At 61.5% G+C, this 23,756-nt stretch carries 15 protein-coding genes and 3 tRNA genes; 15 read left to right on the top strand and 3 right to left on the bottom strand.

The window, feature by feature from the left end:
• Positions 1 to 145: 145 nt before the first annotated feature.
• From P9875_RS15060 to P9875_RS15100, 9 genes are all read left to right on the top strand, one after another.
• A tRNA-Leu gene (locus P9875_RS15060) sits at positions 146 to 228 on the top strand.
• Between the two features lie 725 nt (positions 229 to 953).
• Positions 954 to 2,294, top strand: coding sequence for a trigger factor (gene tig, locus P9875_RS15065; RefSeq protein ID WP_176390426.1), 1,341 nt, complete (start codon positions 954 to 956; stop codon positions 2,292 to 2,294).
• An 85-nt stretch (positions 2,295 to 2,379) separates the two neighbouring features.
• A complete protein-coding gene (gene clpP, locus P9875_RS15070) occupies positions 2,380 to 2,997 on the top strand; it encodes an ATP-dependent Clp endopeptidase proteolytic subunit ClpP (protein ID WP_374106380.1) in 618 nt (205 codons plus the stop codon).
• A gap of 200 nt (positions 2,998 to 3,197) precedes the next feature.
• Positions 3,198 to 4,466 (top strand): ATP-dependent Clp protease ATP-binding subunit ClpX, encoded by a 1,269-nt coding sequence (gene clpX, locus P9875_RS15075; RefSeq protein WP_010398446.1) that lies wholly within the window; start codon positions 3,198 to 3,200, stop codon positions 4,464 to 4,466.
• A 276-nt stretch (positions 4,467 to 4,742) separates the two neighbouring features.
• On the top strand, positions 4,743 to 7,154 hold the full coding sequence (gene lon / locus P9875_RS15080; protein ID WP_034751007.1) for an endopeptidase La: 2,412 nt from the start codon (positions 4,743 to 4,745) through the stop codon (positions 7,152 to 7,154).
• Between the two features lie 204 nt (positions 7,155 to 7,358).
• Positions 7,359 to 7,631, top strand: a complete 273-nt coding sequence (locus P9875_RS15085) for an HU family DNA-binding protein (protein ID WP_010398442.1) — start codon at positions 7,359 to 7,361, stop codon at positions 7,629 to 7,631.
• A gap of 125 nt (positions 7,632 to 7,756) precedes the next feature.
• A tRNA-Asp gene (locus P9875_RS15090) sits at positions 7,757 to 7,833 on the top strand.
• A gap of 17 nt (positions 7,834 to 7,850) precedes the next feature.
• Positions 7,851 to 7,927: transfer RNA gene (locus P9875_RS15095), tRNA-Asp, on the top strand.
• Between the two features lie 443 nt (positions 7,928 to 8,370).
• Positions 8,371 to 10,263: a SurA N-terminal domain-containing protein gene (locus tag P9875_RS15100; RefSeq protein ID WP_423221781.1), complete on the top strand. Its 1,893-nt coding sequence runs from the start codon at positions 8,371 to 8,373 to the stop codon at positions 10,261 to 10,263.
• Between the two features lie 166 nt (positions 10,264 to 10,429).
• Here P9875_RS15100 and P9875_RS15105 read toward each other — a convergent pair whose 3' ends face one another.
• Positions 10,430 to 11,119 (bottom strand): arylesterase, encoded by a 690-nt coding sequence (locus P9875_RS15105; protein ID WP_081922409.1) that lies wholly within the window; start codon positions 11,117 to 11,119, stop codon positions 10,430 to 10,432.
• Here P9875_RS15105 and P9875_RS15110 point away from each other — a divergent pair.
• On the top strand, positions 11,118 to 11,870 hold the full coding sequence (locus P9875_RS15110) for an ABC transporter ATP-binding protein (RefSeq protein WP_402718129.1): 753 nt from the start codon (positions 11,118 to 11,120) through the stop codon (positions 11,868 to 11,870). The two genes, P9875_RS15105 and P9875_RS15110, sit on opposite strands and share 2 nt — an antisense overlap.
• A gap of 119 nt (positions 11,871 to 11,989) precedes the next feature.
• Here P9875_RS15110 and P9875_RS15115 read toward each other — a convergent pair whose 3' ends face one another.
• Positions 11,990 to 13,534 (bottom strand): NAD(P)H-hydrate dehydratase, encoded by a 1,545-nt coding sequence (locus P9875_RS15115; RefSeq protein ID WP_278315764.1) that lies wholly within the window; start codon positions 13,532 to 13,534, stop codon positions 11,990 to 11,992.
• Between the two features lie 133 nt (positions 13,535 to 13,667).
• Between P9875_RS15115 and P9875_RS15120 the strand changes: the two genes are divergently transcribed.
• Positions 13,668 to 17,252 (top strand): hydantoinase B/oxoprolinase family protein, encoded by a 3,585-nt coding sequence (locus tag P9875_RS15120; RefSeq protein WP_278315765.1) that lies wholly within the window; start codon positions 13,668 to 13,670, stop codon positions 17,250 to 17,252.
• Here P9875_RS15120 and P9875_RS15125 read toward each other — a convergent pair.
• Entirely contained in the window at positions 17,234 to 18,172 is a 939-nt protein-coding gene (locus P9875_RS15125; protein ID WP_278315766.1) for an AraC family transcriptional regulator, read from the bottom strand. The genes P9875_RS15120 and P9875_RS15125 overlap by 19 nt on opposite strands.
• 179 nt (positions 18,173 to 18,351) lie before the next feature.
• Between P9875_RS15125 and P9875_RS15130 the strand changes: the two genes are divergently transcribed.
• From P9875_RS15130 to P9875_RS15145, 4 genes are all read left to right on the top strand, one after another.
• Positions 18,352 to 19,404, top strand: coding sequence for an NAD(P)-dependent alcohol dehydrogenase (locus P9875_RS15130; protein WP_278315767.1), 1,053 nt, complete (start codon positions 18,352 to 18,354; stop codon positions 19,402 to 19,404).
• A gap of 366 nt (positions 19,405 to 19,770) precedes the next feature.
• The gene (locus P9875_RS15135) at positions 19,771 to 22,131 is read left to right on the top strand and encodes a membrane-bound PQQ-dependent dehydrogenase, glucose/quinate/shikimate family (protein WP_278315768.1); all 2,361 of its coding nucleotides are present in this window, start codon (positions 19,771 to 19,773) and stop codon (positions 22,129 to 22,131) included.
• Between the two features lie 11 nt (positions 22,132 to 22,142).
• Complete coding sequence (locus P9875_RS15140; protein WP_278315769.1) at positions 22,143 to 22,793, top strand: TetR/AcrR family transcriptional regulator; 651 nt, start codon at positions 22,143 to 22,145, stop codon at positions 22,791 to 22,793.
• Between the two features lie 255 nt (positions 22,794 to 23,048).
• A complete protein-coding gene (locus P9875_RS15145; protein WP_278315770.1) occupies positions 23,049 to 23,738 on the top strand; it encodes a hypothetical protein in 690 nt (229 codons plus the stop codon).
• Positions 23,739 to 23,756 lie beyond the last annotated feature (18 nt).

Below are 23,756 nucleotides of genomic sequence, written 5' to 3' on the forward strand. Positions count from 1 at the left end.
CCTCTGGGAAATCCAGTAGAATGCCGCCTTTGCTTTACCGAGCGCTTGCTCCGGGCTTGCTCATAAGTCCACGGTAGCCAGATCGCTCCCGAGTTGTTAAAATCAGGGAAGCAGTTTGTAGCAAGTAGCACACAGTAGTACAAATGCGGATGTGGTGGAATTGGTAGACACGCTGGTCTTAGAAGCCAGTGCTTCGGCTTGGGAGTTCGAGTCTCCCCATCCGCACCAATCCGGGTTGTTCCAGCCCGGAGGTGTAGCACCATCAAGTTGTTCTTCAGCCTCCTTGCAGGCGTCTTTCCCGTTTTCCTGTTGTCTTGCCTGTATTTTCGTCATGCGGGATGTCTTTGTTTGCGCTATTTTTCGTCAGCGACCGGGCGGCGGGGCGGGGCTCAGGCGGAGATTTGCCTGAAAAATGGCCAAATTGAGGTAAATCAAAGGTTTTTTGCCCGAAATCTTCGTCGTGAGCGCATTTCTTTGTTTCGGACGGGGCGCCAGTTCGCATATACTAATGAACGAAGCAGGCTGGAAAGCCTGTCTCTGGCGAAACAAAGAATGCCGGGGCAAGAGTAAAGGCAGGGCACCTCCAGGCTGTGGCGACTCGTTCGCCGCCGCTGGTATCCTCTGTGGCCGGGCTGCAAAGCCAGCCACTTTCCCGAAGTCCTTTGTTATAATGCCACGCTTTACCGAATGATGGCCGGCCCTGCATTTACTTAGAAGCAAGGCTGGACGCTCGGAGCCCTGTCGCAGTACTGGAAGCGGCGGATTGTTTGGTGCCTGGTGCGGGTTTTTCCCTCAGCCGGGTAGACCAGGTCCATCGTCCTGTTTTCAGTACTTTTACAGATGAATATGCGAGCGAGTGAAGCTGGACCCATGTCTTGCCGCCAGTGATGGCGCAAGGGGTCGGGTCTTCTTTTCTCGCACCAACAGTGTTTATTTTTTGGACGATTTTTTACATGGCAACTGCAGTCGAAACCTTGGGCAAACTCGAACGTCGTATCACGATCTCCTTCCCGCTGACGGACGTCCGCACGGAAGTTGAGAAGCGCCTGAAAGTGCAAGCCCGTACGGCTAAGGCACCGGGCTTCCGTCCGGGCAAAGTGCCGTTGAAAATGGTCGCAGCACAATACGGCTACCAAATTGAATCCGAAGTGCTGAATGACAAAGTCGGCCGCGCGTTCAACGACGCCGCCAACGAAAACAATCTGCGCGTGGCCGGTTTCCCGAACATCGTGCCGAAAGAAGAAGCAGCCGAAGGCCAGCTGGCTTTCGACGCAACGTTCGAAGTGTATCCGGAAGTTGCCATCGGCGACCTGACGGCCGTTGAAATCGAAACCGTGCAAGCCGACGTGTCGGAAGCCGAAATCGACAAGACCATCGACATCCTGCGCAAGCAGCGCGTGCACTTCCACACCAAGGGCGAAGCTGGCGAACACGGCGACGGCGGTGAGGCTATCGCTGCCAATGGCGACCGCGTGACCGTTGACTTCGTCGGCTCGATCGACGGCGTTGAATTCCCGGGCGGCAAAGCTGAAGGCTACGCTTTCGTGCTGGGCGAAGGCCGCATGCTGCCAGAATTCGAAGCAGCAACCCTGGGCCTGAAAGTGGGCGAGTCCAAGACTTTCCCATTGTCGTTCCCAGAGGACTACCATGGTAAAGACGTCGCCGGCAAAACCGCTTCGTTCACCATCACGCTGCAAAAGCTGGAATGGGCGCACCTGCCGGAAGTCGATGCTGAATTCGCCAAGTCCTTGGGCGTTGCCGATGGCGACCTGGCCAAAATGCGCGAAGACATCAAAGTCAATCTGCAGCGCGAAGTCGCTGGCCGCGTAAAAGCCCGCAACAAGGAAGCCGTCATGGACGCGCTGATCAAAGTTGCTGAGCTGGAAGTGCCAAAAACCCTGATCGCTCAGGATTCCGAGCGTCTGGCCGAAATGACCCGCCAGGACATGGCGCAGCGCGGCATGAACGTCAAGGACGTGCCTTTCCCAGCAGAACTGTTCGCAGAAAAAGCCGAGCGTCGCGTACGCCTGGGCCTGATCCTGTCGCAACTGGTGGGCGACAACAAGCTGCAGGCGACGCCTGAGCAAGTCAAGGCGCAGATCGAAGATTTCGCCCAAAGCTACGAAGACCCACGCGAAGTGCTGAAGTACTACTACAGCGACCGTCGTCGTCTGGGTGAGATCGAAGCCCTTGTATTGGAAGAAAACGTCGTCACCTACGTGTTGGGCCTGTCGAAAGTCACGTCGAAAGCAGTTGCTTTTGACGAACTGATGGGAAGCAACGCACAAGCGTAAACCAGTTGGTATTGGGATGCCTGCTCTGGCCGAAAGGTGAGGGCGGCTTCCCCTAACTGCTTCACAAGGAAATGAAATGACAGGTATGAACCGTAATCCGGCGCTGGACACACAGATGCTCGGCCTGGTGCCGATGGTGGTGGAACAAAGCGGTCGCGGCGAGCGCTCGTATGATATTTACTCGCGCCTGCTGAAGGAACGTTTGATTTTCATGGTCGGCCCGGTCAATGACCAGATGGCCAACCTGGTTGTCGCCCAGCTGCTGTTCCTGGAAAGCGAAAATCCGGAAAAGGAAATCTCGCTCTACATCAACTCGCCAGGTGGTTCGGTCTCGGCCGGCATGGCCATCTACGACACCATGCAGTTCATCAAACCGGACGTCTCGACCCTGTGCACGGGCATGGCTGCTTCGATGGGCGCTTTCCTGCTGGCCGCTGGCGCCAAGGGCAAGCGTTTCTCGCTGCCGAACTCGCGCATCATGATTCACCAGCCGTCCGGTGGTTCGCAAGGCATGGCGTCCGATATCGAGATCCAGGCGAAGGAAATCCTTTACCTGCGCACCCGCTTGAACGGCATCATGGCCGAGCGCACGGGCCAGTCGATCGAACAGATCGCCAAGGACACCGACCGCGACCGTTTCATGTCCGCCGACGAGGCCGTTGAGTATGGTTTGATCGACAAAGTGTTGACCAGCCGCGCTTGATGAGCCCCTACCGGTATTGCTAAGCATGTAAGTAAACGCCCGGGCGATCAAACGTTCGGGCGTTTCGCTTTTATTTCGGGTAGCATGGAGCTTGTGCGCGTTGTTGACTTGCGCCATGGCTAGCAGCCTTTACGGGCGGCAACCATCATCCGGCTTGCGATTTTGCAATATTGTTAATGCAGTTCCAACCAAAATGCCTTATGTCAGACAAAAAATCCTCTAGCGGCGAAAAATTACTGTATTGCTCGTTCTGCGGCAAAAGCCAGCACGAGGTGAAGAAACTCATCGCCGGCCCGTCCGTGTTCATTTGCGACGAGTGCATCGACCTGTGCAACGACATCATCCGTGATGAAACGTCGAGCATCGAGACGGTGACCGGTACCAAATCCGACCTGCCGACGCCGCAAGAAATTGCCGCCTTGCTCGATCAGTACGTGATCGGCCAGCAGACTGCCAAGCGCATCCTGTCGGTGGCGGTGTACAACCATTACAAGCGTCTCAAGCACCTGGGCAAGAAAGACGACATCGAACTGGCCAAGAGCAATATCTTGCTGGTCGGTCCTACCGGCTCGGGCAAGACCCTGCTGGCACAGACCCTGGCGCGCATGCTCAACGTGCCGTTCGTGATCGCCGACGCCACCACCCTGACCGAAGCCGGTTACGTGGGTGAAGACGTGGAAAACATCATCCAGAAGCTGCTGCAAAGCTGCAACTATGACGTCGAGAAAGCTCAGCGCGGCATCGTCTACATCGATGAAATCGACAAGATTTCGCGCAAGTCCGACAATCCGTCCATCACGCGCGACGTGTCGGGCGAGGGCGTGCAGCAAGCCTTGTTGAAATTGATCGAAGGCACGATGGCTTCCGTGCCGCCACAAGGCGGCCGCAAGCATCCGAACCAGGATTTCGTGCAGATCGACACGACCAACATCATGTTCATCTGCGGCGGTGCCTTTGACGGTCTGTCGAAAGTGATCGCCAACCGTTCCGAAAAGAGCGGCATCGGCTTCTCGGCCACGGTGCGCAGCAAGTCGCAAAGCTCGGCTAGCGAACTGATGCTGCAAGCGGAACCGGAAGATCTGGTCAAGTTCGGCCTGATCCCGGAACTGGTCGGTCGTCTGCCCGTCATCGCCACCCTGGCGGAATTGACGGAAGAGGCGCTGATCCAGATTCTCGTCGAGCCGAAAAATGCGCTGATCAAGCAGTATTCGAAGCTGCTCGAGATGGAAGGCGCGGAACTGGAGATTCGTCCGGCCGCCCTGCATGCGATCGCCAAGAAAGCGCTGGCGCGCAAGACGGGCGCCCGTGGCCTGCGTTCCATCCTGGAACATGCTTTGCTGGACGTCATGTACGAACTGCCGAGCGAACAAAATGTAGTGAAGGTCGTCATCGACGAAAATACCATCACCAGCGGCGCCAAACCTTTGTTGATTTATCAAGAGACTGCCAAGGCCTCCGGAGAAAATTGATTACTGCTGAGACAAATGCATAAAAAGGATTTTGATTCCTTAATGCATGGCAGTACAATTTAAATCAATGAGTGCAGGCTTCAATCGGAAAGCCACTCGCGGCGCTTAGCTGCGCGTGGCTTTTTTACTGTGAAAACTGCATTTATTAACGTCATGCGGGTGTGTTTTGCGAAATAAACAGAAAAATGTTTGTTTCACAGAATTATTTATTCTCGCCGGTCTTGTGTTTTGGCAGCGAGCGCCAACATCGTAAACACGCTTTCTATAAGGTACGCCATGACAACTTCCAAATTAACTGAGCAAACTCAACTGCCGTTATTGCCGCTGCGGGATGTCGTCGTTTTCCCGCATATGGTGATACCGCTGTTCGTTGGCCGTCCAAAGTCGATCAAGGCGCTGGAAGCTGCGATGGAGCAGGGCAAGAGCATCATGCTTGCCGCTCAAAAAGCAGCCGCGAAGGACGAGCCGTCTCCTTCGGATATCTATGAAATTGGCTGCGTCGCCAATATTCTGCAAATGCTGAAGCTGCCCGATGGCACCGTCAAGGTGCTGGTCGAAGGCGCGCAGCGTGCCCGAATCAACCACATCAGCGATGCGCCGACGCACTTCATCGCCGACCTGACGCCGCTCGAGTCCGAGCCGGGCGACGAGTCGGAAGTCGAAGCCATGCGCCGCGCGATCGTGCAGCAGTTCGACCAGTACGTCAAACTGAACAAAAAGATTCCACCGGAAATCCTCGCTTCGCTGTCGGGCATCGACGATGCCGGCCGCCTGGCCGACACGGTGGCCGCGCATCTGCCGCTGAAGCTGGAGCAAAAACAAGTCATCCTGGAAATTTTCAGCGTGGCCAAGCGCCTCGAGCACCTGCTGGGCCAGCTCGAAGGCGAGCTCGACATTCTGCAGGTGGAAAAGCGCATCCGTGGCCGCGTGAAGCGCCAGATGGAAAAGTCGCAGCGCGAGTACTACCTGAACGAGCAAGTCAAGGCCATCCAGAAAGAACTGGGCGAGGGCGAAGATGGTGCCGACCTCGACGAGCTGGAGAAAAAAGTCGCTTCGGCCAAGATGCCGAAGGAAGCGCTCGACAAGGCTACCAACGAGCTGAAAAAGCTGAAACTGATGTCGCCGATGTCGGCCGAAGCCACCGTCGTGCGCAACTACATCGACACCCTGGTCAATTTGCCTTGGAAAAAGAAATCCAAGGTCAATAACGACCTGTCGAATGCGGAAAAAGTGCTTGAGGGCGACCACTACGGCCTCGACAAGGTCAAGGAACGCATCCTGGAATACCTCGCGGTGCAACAGCGCGTCGACAAGCTCAAAGCCCCGATCCTGTGCTTCGTCGGCCCTCCTGGCGTGGGTAAAACCTCGCTGGGCCAGTCCATCGCCCGCGCGACGAACCGCAAGTTCGTGCGCATGGCCCTGGGCGGCGTGCGCGACGAAGCCGAGATCCGCGGCCATCGCCGCACCTACATCGGCTCGATGCCGGGCAAGATTTTGCAATCGCTGTCGAAAGTCGGCGTGCGCAATCCTCTGTTCCTGCTCGATGAAGTCGACAAGATGGGCGCCGATTTCCGTGGCGATCCATCGTCGGCTCTGCTGGAAGTGCTGGACCCGGAACAGAACCACACGTTCTCCGACCATTACATCGAAGTCGATTTCGACTTGTCTGACGTGATGTTCGTGGCCACGTCGAACTCGTACAACATTCCGCCAGCCTTGCTTGACCGCATGGAAGTGATTCGTCTGTCCGGTTACACGGAAGATGAAAAAACCAGCATCGCGCAGCGTTACCTGCTGCCGAAGCAGATCAAGAACAATGGCTTGAAGGAAGAGGAAATCTCGGTGGCCGAGTCGGCCTTGCGCGACATCATCCGCTACTACACGCGGGAAGCCGGTGTGCGTTCGCTCGAGCGTGAAGTATCGAAGATCTGCCGCAAGGTGGTCAAGATGCTGCTGCTGAAGAAATCCGACAAAAAAGTCATCGTCAACTCGAAGAACCTGGATAAATTCCTCGGTGTGCGCCGCTATGATTTCGGTGTCGCAGAGAAAGAAAACCAGGTCGGCCAGGTGGTTGGTCTGGCATGGACGGAAGTGGGCGGCGATCTGCTGACCATCGAAGCCGTGTCGATGCCGGGCAAGGGCGGCATCATCCGCACGGGTACCTTGGGCGACGTCATGAAAGAGTCGATCGAGGCAGCCCGCACGGTGGTGCGCAGCCGGGCACAGCGCCTGGGCATCAAGGCGGACGTGTTTGAGAAGAGCGACATCCACATCCACGTGCCGGAAGGCGCGACACCGAAGGATGGTCCTTCGGCTGGCGCGGCCATGACGGTGGCGATGGTGTCGGTCTTCACGGGCATTCCCGTGCGTGCCGACGTGGCGATGACGGGCGAGATCACCTTGCGCGGCGAAGTATTGCCGATCGGCGGCCTGAAAGAAAAGCTGCTGGCGGCCCATCGCGGCGGCATCAAGACGGTCCTGATTCCAGAGCAGAATGTGAAAGACCTGGCCGACATTCCGGACAACGTCAAGAACAAACTGGAGATCGTACCGGTGCGCTGGATCGACAAAGTGCTGGAAATCGCCCTCGAACGCATGCCTGAAGCGTTGGCGGATGTCGCTGCGGTGGAGGCTGTCACGGCCGCCGCGGCCAAGCCTGACGCGGCCGGCGAGGTAGTAAAACACTAACGTTTTACCCCTGTTTTCCCCAAACAAGCGCTTTTAGAGCGCTTGTTTTATATTGAAACGTGAATTGCGCCCCCAAAGCGCTTGACACATATACAGTGTGGCTTGTTTAATACGCCTGCACATTTTTTTCGCCGGACAGCTGTGGTGCCAAAAGTGCCGCAACGATACGGTAAACGTTTTATACCTTTGTAATTGGGGATGCTAGTGAACAAGACTGAATTGATCGACCACATTGCTGAAAAAGCTGACATTTCCAAAGCCGCCGCTGCGCGCGCACTCGACGCTGTTATCGGCGGCGTGACGGAAACTTTGAAAAACAACGACAGCGTGACGCTGGTTGGTTTTGGCACTTTCTCGGTCAGCGAACGCGCTGAGCGTACCGGCCGCAATCCGCGTACCAAAGAAGCGATCACGATCGAAGCTGCAAAAGTTCCAAAATTTAAAGCTGGTAAAGCTTTGAAGGATGCTGTAAACTAACGGACTTCGGTGAGGTGACAATCACCGGAAACATTTGGCGGCGCCTCCGGGTGCCGCGATTTCAGGGTTGAAGTTCTTCGAATAACAACCCTGGATACAAATGCAAGTAGTACTGTGTATTTTTCGGAGTGGTAGTTCAGTTGGTTAGAATGCCGGCCTGTCACGTCGGAGGTCGCGGGTTCGAGTCCCGTCCGCTCCGCCAAAAAAATACGCTCTTAAGGAGTGGTAGTTCAGTTGGTTAGAATACCGGCCTGTCACGTCGGGGGTCGCGGGTTCGAGTCCCGTCCGCTCCGCCAGAATATAGAAGCCCGCGCTGCTGAATAAGTAGCGCGGGTTTTTCTTTTTCAGCGCCAGATTATCTCGGCGCGCCTGCTTTTAAAATCCCGTCCTGCCGTTTTGAATAAAAACACCCGCATTTAAATCCGCTTTAAGCTGCGTCCGGTTAAATGCGCGAGTCCGGCGCCTTGCCGTCCAGGCGGCGCCAGGGCAGGGCGCGCGCCCTGATTTACTCTTGCTATAGCGCTATGGGCATTGTAGAATCAGGAGATAATGGCTTGGGCGTCAGAATCCTGCTTTAGTTCCAGCGCCAAGTTGTTGAATCTAAAGGGGAAGTGGACATCTGTCCCGTCCATTCCGCCGAAGAAATCAAGGCGAACGCATGTTCGCCTTTTTTTATAGTGATCCACTCATCCCGAATTGGCTGACCATGTTTGAATTTATTCGTACCCATCGACGCTTGATGCAGTTTCTCCTGATGCTGGTCATCGTCCCGTCTTTTGCACTGGTCGGTATCAGCGGCTACCAAAGCTTCGGCGATGGCGCGAACACCATCGCCAAGGTCGGCGACCAGGTCGTTACGCAGCAGCAATATGAAGAAGCGCAACGCCAGCAGATCGACCGCTACCGCCAGATGATGGGCGAGCAGTTCGACCAGAAAATGTTTGACACGCCGGAAGCGCGCCAGAGCATCCTCGACAACCTGATCGCCGAGCGCGCCGTGGCCGCCGAAGTGGGCCGTAGCCACCTGGTCATCAGCGATGCCGTGCTGCAAAAGGAAGTGCTGGAAATCCCAGGCTTGACCTTGCCGGACGGTAAATTCGACCTGGAACGCTACAAGGCCATGCTGGCCGCCCAAGGCATGACGCCGCAGATGTACGATGCGCGCCGCCGCAGCGACCTGGCCCTGCAGCAACTGGCCGGCGCCGTGCAAGGCACCGCCTTCGCGCCAAGCACCGTCTCCAAACGCCTGTCCGACATCACCTCGGAAGAGCGTGAAGTGCAGGAACTGTTGCTGCCGATCGCCCAGTACGTGTCGGAAGTCAAAGTGACGGACGCCATGATCAAGGCTTTCTATGACAAGAACAGCAAGTTCTTCGAGATCCCGGAACAAGCCAAGATCGAGTACGTTGTGCTTGACGACAGCGCCGCCGGCGAGCAAGTCGACGTCACCGACGCCGACGTGACCGGCTACTACGCGAAGAACCAGAAAGCCTACACGACGGAAGAAGCGCGTCAGGCCAGCCATATCCTCGTCGCCGTCAAGAAAGACGCATCGGCCGCCGACAAGGCAGCCGCCAAGGCCAAGGCTGAAGCCATCCTGGCTGACGTGCGCAAGACGCCTGCCAGCTTTGCCGCCGTGGCCAAGGCCAAGTCGGAAGATCCGGCGTCCGCGGAACAGGGCGGCGACCTGGGCGTGATTGGCAAGGATGGCTTGCCTACGCCGTTGCTCAATGCCGTCGCGAAACTCAAGCAGGGTGAAATCAGCGACGTCGTCGCTTCCGATTTCGGCTTCCACATCCTGACCGTGACCTCGCTCAAGCCACAGCACGTGCGTGCGCTCGATGAAGTACGCGGCGAGATCACGGCCGACCTGCGCAAGCAATTCGCTGCCAAGAAATACTCGGAAATGGCGGAAACGTTCACCAACACGGTCTACGAGCAATCGGACAGCCTGAAGCCGGTGGCCGACAAGCTGAAACTGAAAGTGGAAAGCGTCGCCAACCTGTCGCGGACGCCGTCGCCAGCACTGGGCAAGGCGCCGTTCAACAACGCCAAGTTCCTGACCGCCATCTTCTCGAACGATTCGCTGAAAGACAAGCGCAACACGGAAGCCGTGACCGTCGCTCCTAACGTGCTGATCGCCGGTCGCGTGGTGGAATTCAAGCCTGCCAGCAAGCGTCCGCTGGCCGAAGTCGAAGCGATGATCCGTCAGCGCGTGACCCTGGAAGAAGCGGAAAAGCTGGCCAAGAAAGCGGGCGAGACCAAGCTGGCCGCCTTGAAGGCTTCGGGCGACGCGACCGGTTTCGGCGCGGCGCAATGGGTATCGCGCAGCAAGCTGGACGGCATCAACCGTGCCGCCATCGCGCAAGTCATGAAAGCGGACACGAGCAAGCTGCCAGCCTACGTGGGTGTGGACCTGCCAGCCCTGGGCTATGGCATCTACCGCATCGCCAAGGTGCAGCAGCCGGCGCAAGTGGATGCAGCACGCCGCCAGCAAGAGAAAGACCAGATCAGCGGCATCCTGGCACAACAGGAAATGTTCGATTACGTCGAGTACCTGAAAGCCAAGGCCAAGGTGAAGATCGTCAAGCCGGTCACCGCGCCGGTTGCAGCAGCGCCGGAAGCGCCGTAATCAGTTTTAGCCCATAAAAATAGCCGCTTTCGAGCGGCTATTTTTTTGTCTGTGGAATGTGCGTGTCAATGAATTTACCATGACCACCAGCGTAAAGCTGGGGTCAGACCCGCCGGGTCTGACCCCGGATTTTTGCCTCGGGCTAGAGCTAACGTCAACAACCGGCTTACTTCGCGTCCAGCAACGGCGCCAGCCGCGGCCAGATATTCTTTAAAATCGTCGGATGCGCCTGCGCATTCGGGTGCATGCGGTCGGCCTGGAACAACTGCGGCTGGTCGGCGATGCCTTCGAACATGAAGGGCACGAGTGGCGCCTTCCATTCCTTGGCCAGCTTGCCGTACACGCCATAAAACTGCTCGCCATAGGCGCGGCCATAGTTGGGCGGCATGCGCATGCCCACCAGCACCACCTGCGCGCCCGATTTTTTGGCCGCCTCGCCCATGGCGCGCAGATTCGCTTCGGCGGCCGCCACGGGCAAGCCGCGCAAGCCGTCGTTGGCGCCCAGTTCGATCAGCACGACGTCGGGCTGGTGCTTGGCCAGCAGCGCAGGCAGGCGTGCCCGGCCGCCGCTGGTGGTCTCGCCGCTGATGCTGGCATTGACGATGCGCGTGTCGTTCTTTTGCGCTTGCAGCCGCTGTTCCAGCAGCGCCACCCAGCCCGTGCCCCGTGCCAGCCCATACTCGGCCGAGAGACTGTCGCCGAGCACCAGCAGCGTTTTTGGTGCAGAATAGGCGTTCGTCATGCCTGACACCAGCAGCAGGGCTGCCGCAGGAAGCAGGGACAGCGCGCGCCGCCGCATGCGGCTGCTGCCCTCGACACTTATTTGTTCACGAAATTTTTTAAGATAGATCAGCATGCCCGAATTCCCTAAAGCGACTTCCACCAGTTTTCTCCCATCAGACGCAGCGGCCCAGCGGCCCGCCGCACCCAACAGCCAAAATGCCCGGCCGGCCATCGAAGTGGTCCAGCTGGCCAAGCGCGTACCCGATGCCGATGGTGAGCTGACCATCCTGCATCAAGTCGATTTTACCGTGCAAACGGCGGAGACGCTGGCCATCGTCGGCGCTTCCGGTTCCGGCAAGTCCACCTTGCTGGGCTTGCTGGCGGGACTCGACACGCCCAGCGAGGGCAAGGTCATCCTCGATGGCACCGATATCTTCGCCCTCGACGAAGACGGCCGCGCCGGTTTCCGCAAGGAAAAGCTCGGTTTCGTGTTCCAGTCCTTCCAGCTGCTGGCCCACCTGACGGCGCTGGAAAACGTCATGCTGCCGCTGGAATTGCGCGGCGACCCGGACGCGAAAGAAAAGGCGCAAGCCATGCTGGGCAGAGTCAACCTGGGCAGCCGCCTGAAACACTATCCGAAATACCTGTCCGGCGGCGAGCAGCAGCGCGTGGCCCTGGCCCGCGCGTTCGTCACGGAACCGCCGCTGCTGTTCGCCGATGAACCGACGGGCAGCCTCGATGCGGCCACCGGCGAAGCCGTGATCCAGTTGATGTTCGAGTTGAACCGCGAACGGGGATCGACTCTGGTGCTCGTCACGCATGACAGCTCGATCGCGGCCCGTTGCGGGCGGACGATCACGATTGCGGCTGGTCGATTGGTGTGATTGTTGCGCGAGTTTGTCGGATTACGCGCTTGCGCGCTAATCCGACCTACCCGACCTACCCGCCCTCCGAGGTGTAGCTTGGATTAGCGCAGCGTAATCCAACACACCCGCGCCAAAGCTTATGCCGACAAGGCATTGATCAACCTGCGTATCGCCGGGATCAGTTCCCCCGCCGTCAGCCCGATCGGGCCGCTGCCTGCCGCCACCAGCGCATCGGCCGCCGCGCCGTGCAGCCACACGGCGCCTATCGCCGCTTCCCATTCCGGCCAGCCCTGCGCCAGCAGGCTGCCGCACAGGCCGGACAAGACGTCGCCCGTGCCGGCCGTCGCCAGGGCGGGGCCGCCCGTGTTGTTGACCACTACAGTGCCATCCTGCGCGGCGATCACCGTGCCCGAACCTTTCAATACCACGATGGCGCCCAGCTGCGCCGCCAGCTGGCGCGCCGCGCCCAGGCGGTCGGCCTGCACCTCGGCCACCGTCATGTCGAGCAGGCGCGCCGCTTCCAGCGGGTGCGGCGTCAGTATCGTCGCCCCCGCGCCCGTGCGCACGGCCAGCGCCGATTGCAGCTCCGGCTCGGCCGCCATCAGGTTCAGCGCGTCCGCGTCCAGCAGCAGGGGGCTGTCGCTGTCAATGGCACGCTGCAGCAGCTCCACCGTGCCGGCCTTGTCGCCGAGGCCGGGACCGGCCACCAGCGCGGCAAAGTGCAGGCCCGAGAAATCGACGTCCCTGGCGTGCCGGCACATCAGCTCCGGCTGGCCGCTGTCGAAGGCGGGCGGAGCGTCCGGAAACGCGATGTAGACTCTTCCCGCGCCCGCATGCAGGGCCGTGCGGGCCGCCAGGATGGGCGCGCCGGCCATGCCTTGCGCGCCGCCGATGATGGCCACGCTGCCGTAGCTGCCCTTGTGCGTGTTTTGCCGGCGTGGCTGCAACTGGCGCGCGAACAGGTGCAGGCCACCCAGCTGCGCCTTCGCCGCGGGCAGCAGGGAGGGAGCGATGGCCAGCGCGGCCACTTCCACTTCACCCGCATGGTCGCGGCCATTCGCCGTGTGCAGGCCCGGCTTGTCGCCGATGAAGGTGAGCGTATGCGTGGCGCGGATGGCGACGCCGTCGATGGCGCCCGTGTCCGCGTGCAGGCCGCTGGGCACGTCGAGCGCCAGCACGGGGCAATCGAGATTGTTGACCAGCTGCGCCATGTCGCGGCATTCGCCGTCGAGGGGACGCGACGCGCCGATGCCGAACAGGCCATCGATGACGAGGTGCCATGGCGCCGCGCCCACCGCGGCCGAGGCCATGGACGTTGCCGCTTCCATCAAGCGCGCGGCGCTGTTGCGCGCGCGGCTCAGCGCCTGTTCGCGTTCGGGCGACGTGGCTTGCGCCTCGGGCGCCAGCCAGACGAGCACCTCGGTGCCGCTGCCGGCCAGGTGCGCGGCCGCTTCCAGCGCATCGCCGCCGTTGTCGCCGGGGCCAGCCAGCACCAGGACGCGCCGGTGGCCCGCATCGTCGCCATCTTCCTGGGCGTGCAGCAGCTTCAGGGCGGCACTGGCGGCAGCCTGGCCCGCGCGCTGCATCAGCAGCCCTTGCGGCAGGTCGCGCATGGCCGCTTGTTCGATGGCGCGCAGTTCGGCGATGGAGTACAGCGGTGTGGAAGAGTCAATCAGGGGCATGGCGCGTGTTCCGTTAGTCAGCATGTCTTCAACATAAGGCCGAAGCGGGCGAAAGGCAAGGCGCGCACGCCTGCGGTGCGCCGTAAATTGTGCGGCTACAATAGCCATCTCACATAAGTGCGGGGGCAAGGCGATGGATTGGCAATTCTGGATCGACCGGGGCGGCACCTTTACGGACATCGTGGCGCGCCGTCCTGACGGCAGCCTGGCCACGCATAAACTGCTGTCGGAGAATCCCGGCCAGTACCGCGACGCGGCGCTGGCCGGCATGCGCCAGCTGATGGACCTGGCGCTTGACGCGCCGCTGCCCGTGGAGCGGGTGGGCGCCATCAAGATGGGCACGACGGTGGCCACCAATGCGCTGCTTGAACGCAAGGGCGAGCCGACCGTGCTGGCCATCACGCGCGGTTTTCGCGACGCCTTACGCATCGCCTACCAGAACCGTCCGCAGCTGTTCGCGCGCCAGATCATCCTGCCGGAACTGCTGTACGGCGACGTGATCGAGATCGAGGAGCGCATGGGCGCGCACGGCGACGTCGTGACGCCGCTCGACGAGGCGGCCGCGCGCACGGCGCTGGAACAGGCCTATGCGCGCGGCGTGCGCGCCATCGCGGTCGTGCTGATGCACGGCTACCGCTACCACGCGCACGAGGCACGGGTGGCGCAGCTGGCGCGCGAGGCAGGGTTTACGCAGGTGTCCGTGTCGCACGAAGTGAGCCCCATGATGAAACTGGTGGCGCGCGGCGACACGACCGTGGTCGACGCCTATCTGTCGCCGATTTTGCGCCGCTATGTCGACCAGCTGGCGATGGAGCTGCCTGGCGTGCATCTGCAATTCATGCAGTCGAACGGCGGCTTGACGGATGCGCGCGCCTTCCAGGGCAAGGACAGCATCTTGTCCGGCCCCGCGGGCGGCATCGTCGGCATGGTGCGCGCCAGCGCCCTGGCCGGCTTCGAAAAAGTCATCGGCTTCGATATGGGCGGCACCTCCACCGACGTGTCGCATTACGCGGGCGAGTTCGAACGCGTGTTCGAGACGCAGATCGCCGGCGTGCGCATGCGCGCGCCCATGATGAGCATCCACACGGTGGCGGCCGGCGGCGGCTCCATCCTGCATTTCGACGGCGCCCGCTACAAGGTGGGGCCGGACAGCGCGGGCGCCAATCCCGGCCCCGCCAGCTACCGGCGCGGCGGCCCGCTGGCCGTCACCGACTGCAACGTCATGCTGGGCAAGCTGCAGCCCGCCTTCTTCCCCCGCGTCTTCGGCCCCGACGCCAATGAAGCGCTGGACGCGGCCACCGTGCGCACCCAGTTCGAAGCGCTGGCGCGCACGGTGAACTCGACGCCGGAAGAAGTGGCCGAAGGCTATATCGCCATCGCCGTAGGGAACATGGCCAACGCCATCAAGCAGATTTCCGTGCAGCGCGGCCACGACGTCACCGAGTACACGCTCACCAGCTTTGGCGGCGCGGGCGGCCAGCATGCCTGCCTGGTGGCCGATGCGCTGGGCATGCGCACGGTGTTCATCCACAGCCTGGCGGGCGTGATGTCGGCCTACGGCATGGGCCTGGCCGACCAGAGCGCCATGCGCGAGCGCGCCATCGAGGCGGCGTTGGGCGCGGACCTGGCCGGCGATTTCGCGCAACTGGGCGAACTGGCGCGTGGCGACTTGCTGCGCCAGGGCGTGGAAGGGAAGCGCATCGCGCTGGTGTCGCGCATGCACCTGCGCTACGAAGGCACGGATTCGGCCCTCGTCGTGCTGTTCGATACGGTGGCGAGCATGCAGGCGCAATTTGAAGCGGCCTACAAAAAACGCTTTTCCTTTTTGATGCCGGCGCGTGCGCTGATCGTCGAGGCGATCTCCGTGGAAGCCATCGGCGCGTCCGATGCGCCGCAAGTGGCCGCGCCGGTCCATGCACCGCGCGCAGGCGTGCTGGCGCCCGTGCAGATGGTGGACATGTACTGCGCCGGCGCGTGGCGCGACAGCGGCCTGTATGGGGCAGACAGCCTGCGCCCCGGCGATAGCATCGATGGCCCGGCCATCGTCAGCGACGCCAACGCCACCACCGTGATCGAACCGGGCTGGCGCGCGGACGTCACGGCGCACGGCCATCTGGTCTTGCGCAGGGTTGTCGCCTTGCCGGAGCGGCGCGCCAAGGGGTTGCAAACAGCGACGCAGGCCGATCCCGTGATGCTGGAAATTTTCAATAACCTGTTCATGTCGATTGCCGAGCAGATGGGCCTGCGCCTGCAAAATACGGCCCATTCCGTCAACATCAAGGAGCGGCTCGATTTCAGCTGCGCCATCTTCGACGCGCAAGGCCATTTGATCGCCAACGCGCCGCACATGCCCGTGCACCTCGGTTCCATGGGCGAGAGCATCCGCACCGTCATGACGCGCAATGCGGGCGCCATGCGGCCGGCCGACGTCTTCATGCTCAATGATCCTTATCACGGCGGCACGCATCTGCCCGACGTGACGGTGATCTCGCCGGTGTTCGATGAGGCGGGCGGCGCCATCCTGTTCTACGTCGGCTCGCGCGGCCACCATGCGGACATCGGCGGCACGACACCCGGTTCCATGCCGCCCGACTCCACGCGCATCGAGGAAGAGGGCGTGTTGATCGACAACTTCAAGCTGGTCGACGGCGCCACGGGTTTGCTGCGCGAAGACGCAACCCTGGCCCTGCTGGCGGGCGCCAGCTGGCCGGCCCGCAATCCGCAGCAGAATGTGGCTGACCTGCGCGCCCAGGTGGCGGCCAACCAGAAGGGCGCCGAAGAACTGCACAAGATGGTCGCGCATTTCGGTTTGACTGTCGTGCAGGCCTACATGGGCCACGTGCAGGACAATGCCGAGGAAGCCGTGCGCAGGGTCATCACGACCCTGAAGAATGGCAGCTATGCGCTGGACCTGGACAACGGCGCGCAGATCAAAGTGGCGATCAGGGTCGATGTGGCGCGGCGCAGCGCCGTCATCGATTTCACGGGCACGTCCAGCCAGCTGCCGAACAACTTCAATGCGCCGTCCGCCGTCTGCATGGCGGCCGTGCTGTACGTGTTCCGCACCCTCGTCGACGACGAGATTCCCTTGAACGCGGGCTGCCTGAAGCCTTTGACCGTGATCATCCCGTCCGGCTCCATGCTCAATCCGCAGTATCCGGCCTCCGTCGTGTCGGGCAATGTGGAAACCTCGACCTGCATCACGAATGCCCTGTATGGCGCGCTGGGGGCGATGGCCGCCTCGCAGGGGACGATGAACAATTTCACGTTCGGCAGCGAAAAGTACCAGTATTACGAGACGATATCGGGCGGCTCGGGCGCCGGCCCCGGTTTTGACGGCACGGACGTGGTGCAGACGAACATGACCAATTCGCGCCTGACGGATCCGGAAATCCTCGAGTGGCGCTTTCCTGTGCGGCTGGACAGCTACAGCATCCGCGCAGGGTCGGGCGGGGCGGGGCGCTGGCACGGCGGCAATGGCGGCGTGCGCCGGGTGCGCTTCCTGGAACCCATGACGGCGGCGATCCTGTCGAACAACCGCATCCATCCGCCTTTCGGCATGGATGGCGGCGCGGCGGGTGCGCTGGGACGCAATTACGTGGAGCGGGCGGACGGCACGGTGGAGCACCTGGCGCATATCGGCAAGACCGATATGCAGGCGGGCGACGTGTTCGTGATCGAGACGCCGGGCGGCGGCGCTTACGGCAAGACGGAATAGGCTGTGGCTCCGCTCAGCTGCGCGCGCACCTGGCCCACGTCGCGCATGGGCGCGCGGCCGAACTGGCGGCTGTATTCGCGGCTGAACTGCGATTCGCTGGCGTAGCCGACCCGGTAGCCGGCCGTGCCCGCGTCGATCTGCTCGACCAGCATGAGGCGCCGTGCTTCCTGCAATCGCAGCAGCTTCTGGTACTGCATCGGCGTCATGGCGGTAATCGCCTTGAAGTGATGGTGCAGCGACGACATGCTCATGTTCGCCATGCCGGCCAGGTGCTCGATGCGCAGCGGCTCGCAATAATTGTGCTTGATCCAGTCGATGGCTTGCCCCACCTGGTGCGACTGGCTGCTGGCCAGCGCCATGTGCCGCAGGCGCGCGCCGACGGGACCATTGAGCAGGCGGTACGTCAGCTCGCGGCGGATCAAAGGCGCCAGCGCGGCGATCTCGCCCGGTTTGTCGAGCAGGCGCACGAGGCGCAGCATGGCGTCGAGCAGCTCGGCCGACACGTCGCTGACGGAAATGCCGCGCGTTGCGGGCAGGATTTTCTGCTGCGCCGCGCTGTTACTGCTGCTTTCGCTGTCGAGCAGCGCGGCCACGTCGGCGATGTCGATGCCGAGCACCACGCACAGGTGCGGCTTGTCTTCGCTCGCTTCCACCACGCGCACCTGCACCGGCAAGTCGACGGACGTCAGCAGATACTGCATGCGGCTGTAATGGAAGGTTTCGCTGCCCAGGGTGACGTCTTTCGCGCCCTGCGCGATGATGGCCACGCTGGGGCGCGCTGCATGGAACAGCGATTCCGTGACCGAGGACTGGCGGTGGAAACTGAGGTTGCCGATGGCCGTCGCGTAGTCGCCCGTGCGCGGCGCGTGGCGGCTGATCAGGGCGGCGATTTCATCTTGTGGAGTAAGTGGCGTGGACATGGCGTTCAGTATGCATGAGGCGAAGTAGGGCAGGGGCTGATCTTACGCAGATTTGGAGGATCGTGCAAAGGTCTTGCAGGATCGCGGTAACGGCGGGCCGGCTTCTCGGGCACACTTGTGCAATCGCCTGCATGGCACGCGTCCCCCCTCGTCACACACATCTAGATACAGGAGTTTTCATGACCACCATCGCCAAAGGCTACGCCGCACTGGGCCCGACTTCCGCACTGCAACCGTTCACGTTCGAGCGCCGCGCCCCGCGCGAAGACGACGTGGCCATTTCGATCAAATACTGCGGCGTGTGCCACTCCGACATCCACCAGGCGCGCGACGAATGGGGCGGCGCCGCCTTCCCGATGGTGCCCGGCCATGAAATCGCCGGCGTCGTCACGGCCGTCGGCGCCAACGTCAGCAAGTTCAAGGTGGGCGACCACGTGGGCGTGGGCTGCTTCGTCGACTCGTGCACCACCTGCAAGACGCGCAACGTGGACCTGGAACAGTACATGCCAGGCCTGATCCAGACCTACAACGGCCTGGAAGCGGATGGCAAGACGGCCACGCAGGGCGGCTACTCGGACAGCATCGTCGTCAAGGAAGGCTATGTGCTGTCGATTCCCGACAACCTGCCGCTGGACGCCGCGGCGCCGCTGCTGTGCGCCGGCATCACCCTGTATTCGCCGCTGAACCACTGGAAAGCCGGTCCTGGCAAGCAGGTCGCCATCCTGGGCATGGGTGGCCTGGGCCACATGGGCGTCAAGATCGCCCACGCCATGGGCGCCGAAGTGACGGTGCTGAGCCAGACCCTGTCGAAGCGCGAAGACGGCCTGCGCCTGGGCGCCGACCATTACTACGCTACCAACGACGCAGAAACGTTCAGCAAGCTGGCCGGCACGTTCGACCTGATCATCTGCACCGTGGGCGCGGCGATCGACTGGAACCAGTACATCAACCTGCTGAAAGTCGACGGCAACATGGTCATCGTCGGCATCCCCGACGGCGCCGTGCCGCCCGTGAACGCCTTCGGCCTGGTGGGCGCGCGCCGCAGCCTGTCCGGCTCCATGATCGGCTCGATCAAGGAAACCCAGGAAATGCTGGATTTCTGTGGCAAGCACAATATTGTGTCGGACATCGAGATCATCCGCATTCAGGATATCAATGAAGCGTTTGAGCGCGTGGTCAAAAGCGATGTCAGATATCGTTTTGTGATCGACATGGCATCGCTGGCTGAGTAATTTGACAAGGGGTCGGACCCGTCGGGTCCGACCCCAGCTTTTCCGGTGCTGAGCCCTGAGCATCATTGGATACTCCGAGCGACGCACAAGGCTGGGGTCAGACCCATCGGGTCTGACCCCTTAGTCGCCCTCAACACCCCATCCCCGCCAAAAAATCAAGCTCCCGCGTCAATTTTTCTTTCCTTGCGTCAAAAATCGGCATAAAATGAAACCGTACAGTACAGTTTCACTGCGTGGATTTAAAAAAATCAGCCATCCCCGGCGTGTTGGCCCGGGCAGGGGAGGCGTCATGGATAAAAAATGGACACTTCAGTAAATAAAGGAGCGCCGGCGATACCGGCGGTCTTCAGGGGCAAGCGGCTTGCCTTGACGGTTTTTGGCGTTTTTCTTGGCTTTTCCGGCCTGGCCCTGGCGGCGGGCGGCATCGAACTCATTACCCTCGGCGGTTCCTGGTACTACCTGCTGGCCGGTCTCGGCTTGCTCCTCGCCGGCGTGCTGTATCTGCGCCGCAAACCCATCGCCAGCGGCGTTGTCGCCGTGCTGGTCATCGCCACCCTGGCCTGGGCCGTGTGGGAAATCGGCTTTGCCTTCTGGCCCATGGTGCCGCGCCTGGCGCCGTTCCTCGTCATCGGCCTGGTGGCCGCCTTGCTCCATCCGTGGCTGGCGGGACGCAAGCACACCGGCCAGTCGCGCGGCTTCGCGGCCCTGTTCGCCGTCGTGCTGGTGGCCGGTTTCGCCGCCATGTTCCAGCCGCACGGCGTGCTCGATGCCACCGTGCAGCCGCAGCAGGATGCGCTGGCGCCGGTGAACGGCGGCAGCGCCAACTGGGCGCATTACGGCTATGGGCCGAAGGGCACGCGCTTCGCGCCGTACACGCAGATCGACAAGCGGAATGTCGACCAGCTGCAAGTGGCGTGGACCTACCGCTCGGGCGAGCTGGCTGAAGGCGCGTCCGAATCGCAAAACACGCCGCTGCAGATCGGCGACACCATCTATACGTGTACGCCGACGAGCAAGGTCATCGCGCTCGACGCGGACACGGGCAAGGAACGCTGGACTTTCGATCCGAAGCCGGCCAACATCAAAACGTGGAACCGCTGCCGCGGCGTGGCTTACTACGAGCCGGCCAAAGTGATAAAGCCATTCCAGTTTGACGGCATGGCCGCGGCCAGCGCGCCGGTGGCGGGCGTGTGCGCCAAACGCATCGTGCAAGTGACCATGGATGCGCGCCTGATTCAGATCGACGCGCAGACGGGCAAGCAGTGCGAGGGCTTCGGCGACAAGGGTTCCGTCGACCTGACCGTCGGCCTGGGCAAGGTCAAGATGAACGTGCCGTACTACGCCTACACGTCCGCGCCCACGGTGGCGCGCAACCTGATCATCCTTGGCGGCTGGGTCTTCGATGGCCGCTCCACCGATGAACCGTCGGGCGTCGTGCGCGCCTACAGCGCCGACACGGGGGAACTGGTGTGGGCCTGGGACCTGGGCAATCCGGCCATCACCAAGCTGCCGCCGGAAGGGCAGACGTACACGCGCAGCACGCCGAACATGTGGTCGGCACCCGCCTTCGACGATGCGCTGGGCCTGGTCTACCTGCCGACGGGGAACGAGCAGCCCGACTTCTGGGGCGGCAAGCGTCCGCCGCTGACGGAAAAATACGCGTCGGCCATCGTCGCCCTCGACATGGCCACGGGCCGCGAGCGCTGGACGTATCAGACCGTCCACCACGATATCTGGGATTACGACGTGGCCGCGCAGCCAGCCCTGTACGATGTCCCGGACGGCAAGGGCGGCAAAATTCCCGCGCTGGTGCAGCTGACCAAGCGTGGCCAGATCTTCATGCTGGACCGCCGCACGGGCAAACCGATCGCGGACGTGGTGGAAAAGCCCGTGCCGCAAGAGCATGCGGCCGGCGACTGGGTGGCAAAGACGCAGCCATATTCCACCGGCATGCCGGCCCTCGGTGCGGACACGCTGACGGAGCGCGACATGTGGGGCGCCACCTTCTTCGACCAGCTGGCCTGCCGCATCAGCTTCCGCAAGCTCAATTACCAGGGCGAGTTCACGGCGCCGAGCACCCGCGAAACCTTGATCTATCCGGGCTACTACGGCGGCTTCAACTGGGGCGGCGCGGCCGTCGATGAAAGCAATGGCTATATGTTCGTCAACGATATCCGCATGCCGCAAGTGGTCAGGCTGGTGCCGCGCGAAACGGTGGACGTGGCCAAGCTGACGGCTGGCCACGGCGTGGGCAGCACCTATCCGATGGATGGCACGCCGTTCGTCATCGACCACAAGGCGTTTAACTCGCCGCTGGGCATTCCCTGCCAAAGTCCGCCATGGGGCGTGTTTGCCGCCATCGACCTCAAGACGCGCACGAAAGTGTGGGAGCGACCGGCCGGGACGGTGCAGGATGCGGTGGTCAATGGCGTCAAGGCGAGGCTGCCCATCCCGCTGGGCATGCCCACCCTGGGCGGCGGCATGAGCACGGCGTCCGGCCTCGTGTTTTATGCGGGCACGCAGGATTACTATTTGCGCGCCATGGATATCGCCACCGGCCGTGAAGTGTGGAAGGCGCGCATGCCGGTCGGTTCGCAAGGCACGCCGATGACGTATGTGTCGCCCAAGTCGGGTCGCCAGTACGTGGTGGTGGTGGCGGGCGGCGCCCGCCAGAGTCCGGACCGGGGGGATTACGTGATAGCATACGCGCTTCCCAAGACACAGTAAGAGTTAGCTTCATGCCCCAGTTGCGCACCGTTCCCGCTTCCCCGAGTACCCGAAGCGAGGAGCGGCGGCGCAAGCTGCTGGTGGCGGCATCCAGGCTCTTTCTTGACTCCGGCTACGACGGCGTCAGCATGGACGCCATCGTGGCCGAGGCGGGTGGTTCGAAAGCCACCGCCTACCGCTATTTCGGCAGCAAGCAGGACCTGCTGGTGGCCGTGGTCGAATACCTGTGCGCCGATTTCATCATCGACCTGCGCCGCCTCGATACCTCGCAAGCGGGCCTGGAGCAGGGCTTGCAGCTGATCCTCGATGAACTGGTGGCCGTCGTCACCAGCCCCCGCCACGTGGATTTCTACCGCCTCGTCGTCACGGGCGCCGCCGCCGTGCCGGCCGTGGGCCTCACCTGGTACGAACACGGCCCGCAAGTGTGGCATGCATTGATCCTGCGCCTGCTGGAACAGCAGCGCACCCAGGGCCGTATCGCGCCCGACACCTCGTTTTCCAACCTGCCGCAGATTCTCTTCGACGCTGTTTTTTCGCACCTGACCACGCGCACCGTCATGCTGGGGCAGGGCGGCGATGCGGCCACGTTCCGGCCCTTGATCGCGGAGTTGATCGAGCTGGTGCTGGCGCGGGTGGGATGTGGCCGTCTGCCGCCGCGTTAAGCTGCACTGAAAATTACCCCCCTTTTTCCACGGATTTGCAAGGGCATCTGAGCCACGTTGCCGGTCTGATTCCGCCTGTCTTATCGGCCGGAGACTAGCCTCCGGGGCCGCGTCTGGATGATTTAAAAATAAATTTGTAATTGTGACAATGCGAGTGTTTTTAGCATTTTTTTATGATTATATTATTCACTGGCATGACGGAAATGAGCGATGTGCTTAATTTACGGCCATTCGACAGTTTCACGCACTTCCAGCATGGCTTTTCCCAGTTCATTTCCCGATTCATTCTTGAAGGGTGCGATGATGACAATACTGTTTAATGACTTGTCCTGGAATCAACAAGAGCAATTCAAGACCACATGCCGGCGCCATGGCATCGATCCAACCGCCGTTCGGGCGACATTATCAACCGAAAATATGGGCAAGGGCGTCTTGTGCGGCCATCCGGCGGCCAGTTCCGCTTTCCCCCCCGATAATATCGTCCAGGTCGACAGCATAAAACAGCTGAAAGCCCTGGGTCGCGGTGAAGGCGTGGACGATGTTCTCGGCGCCACCGGTGCGGCCGAGGTCAGCTACCCCGCGCCGCTGGCCGAGATGGCGATGCCGGACCTGGCCGCATTTGGCGGGAAGGCCGTCAAGCTGCGCAACAGCCTCTCGCGCCCGCAATTCCAGGCCGTTTCCGACGCCATGAACGCCTACCTGCTCGGTGATTCAAGCCGCGTCGCGGAGTATGAAGACTACATCAACACGCTGCACTTTCCGCTGCAAATGGCCGTCTACGCGGTGACCGACCTGGAAATCACGGCTGCCGATCCATTGGTGGTCGACAATTCGAGCGCGCCCACCAGCCTGATATTCGGCACGGTCACGGTGCAGCCGGGCGGCTATATCGAGGCGCGGTCCACATTGCAGATGAATGTGCAAACCATGACCATCGTTTCCTGATCTCGTCACCGAGAATGT

It is taken from the genome of Janthinobacterium rivuli (assembly GCF_029690045.1).
Classification (GTDB): Bacteria; Pseudomonadota; Gammaproteobacteria; order Burkholderiales; family Burkholderiaceae_D; genus Janthinobacterium; species Janthinobacterium rivuli.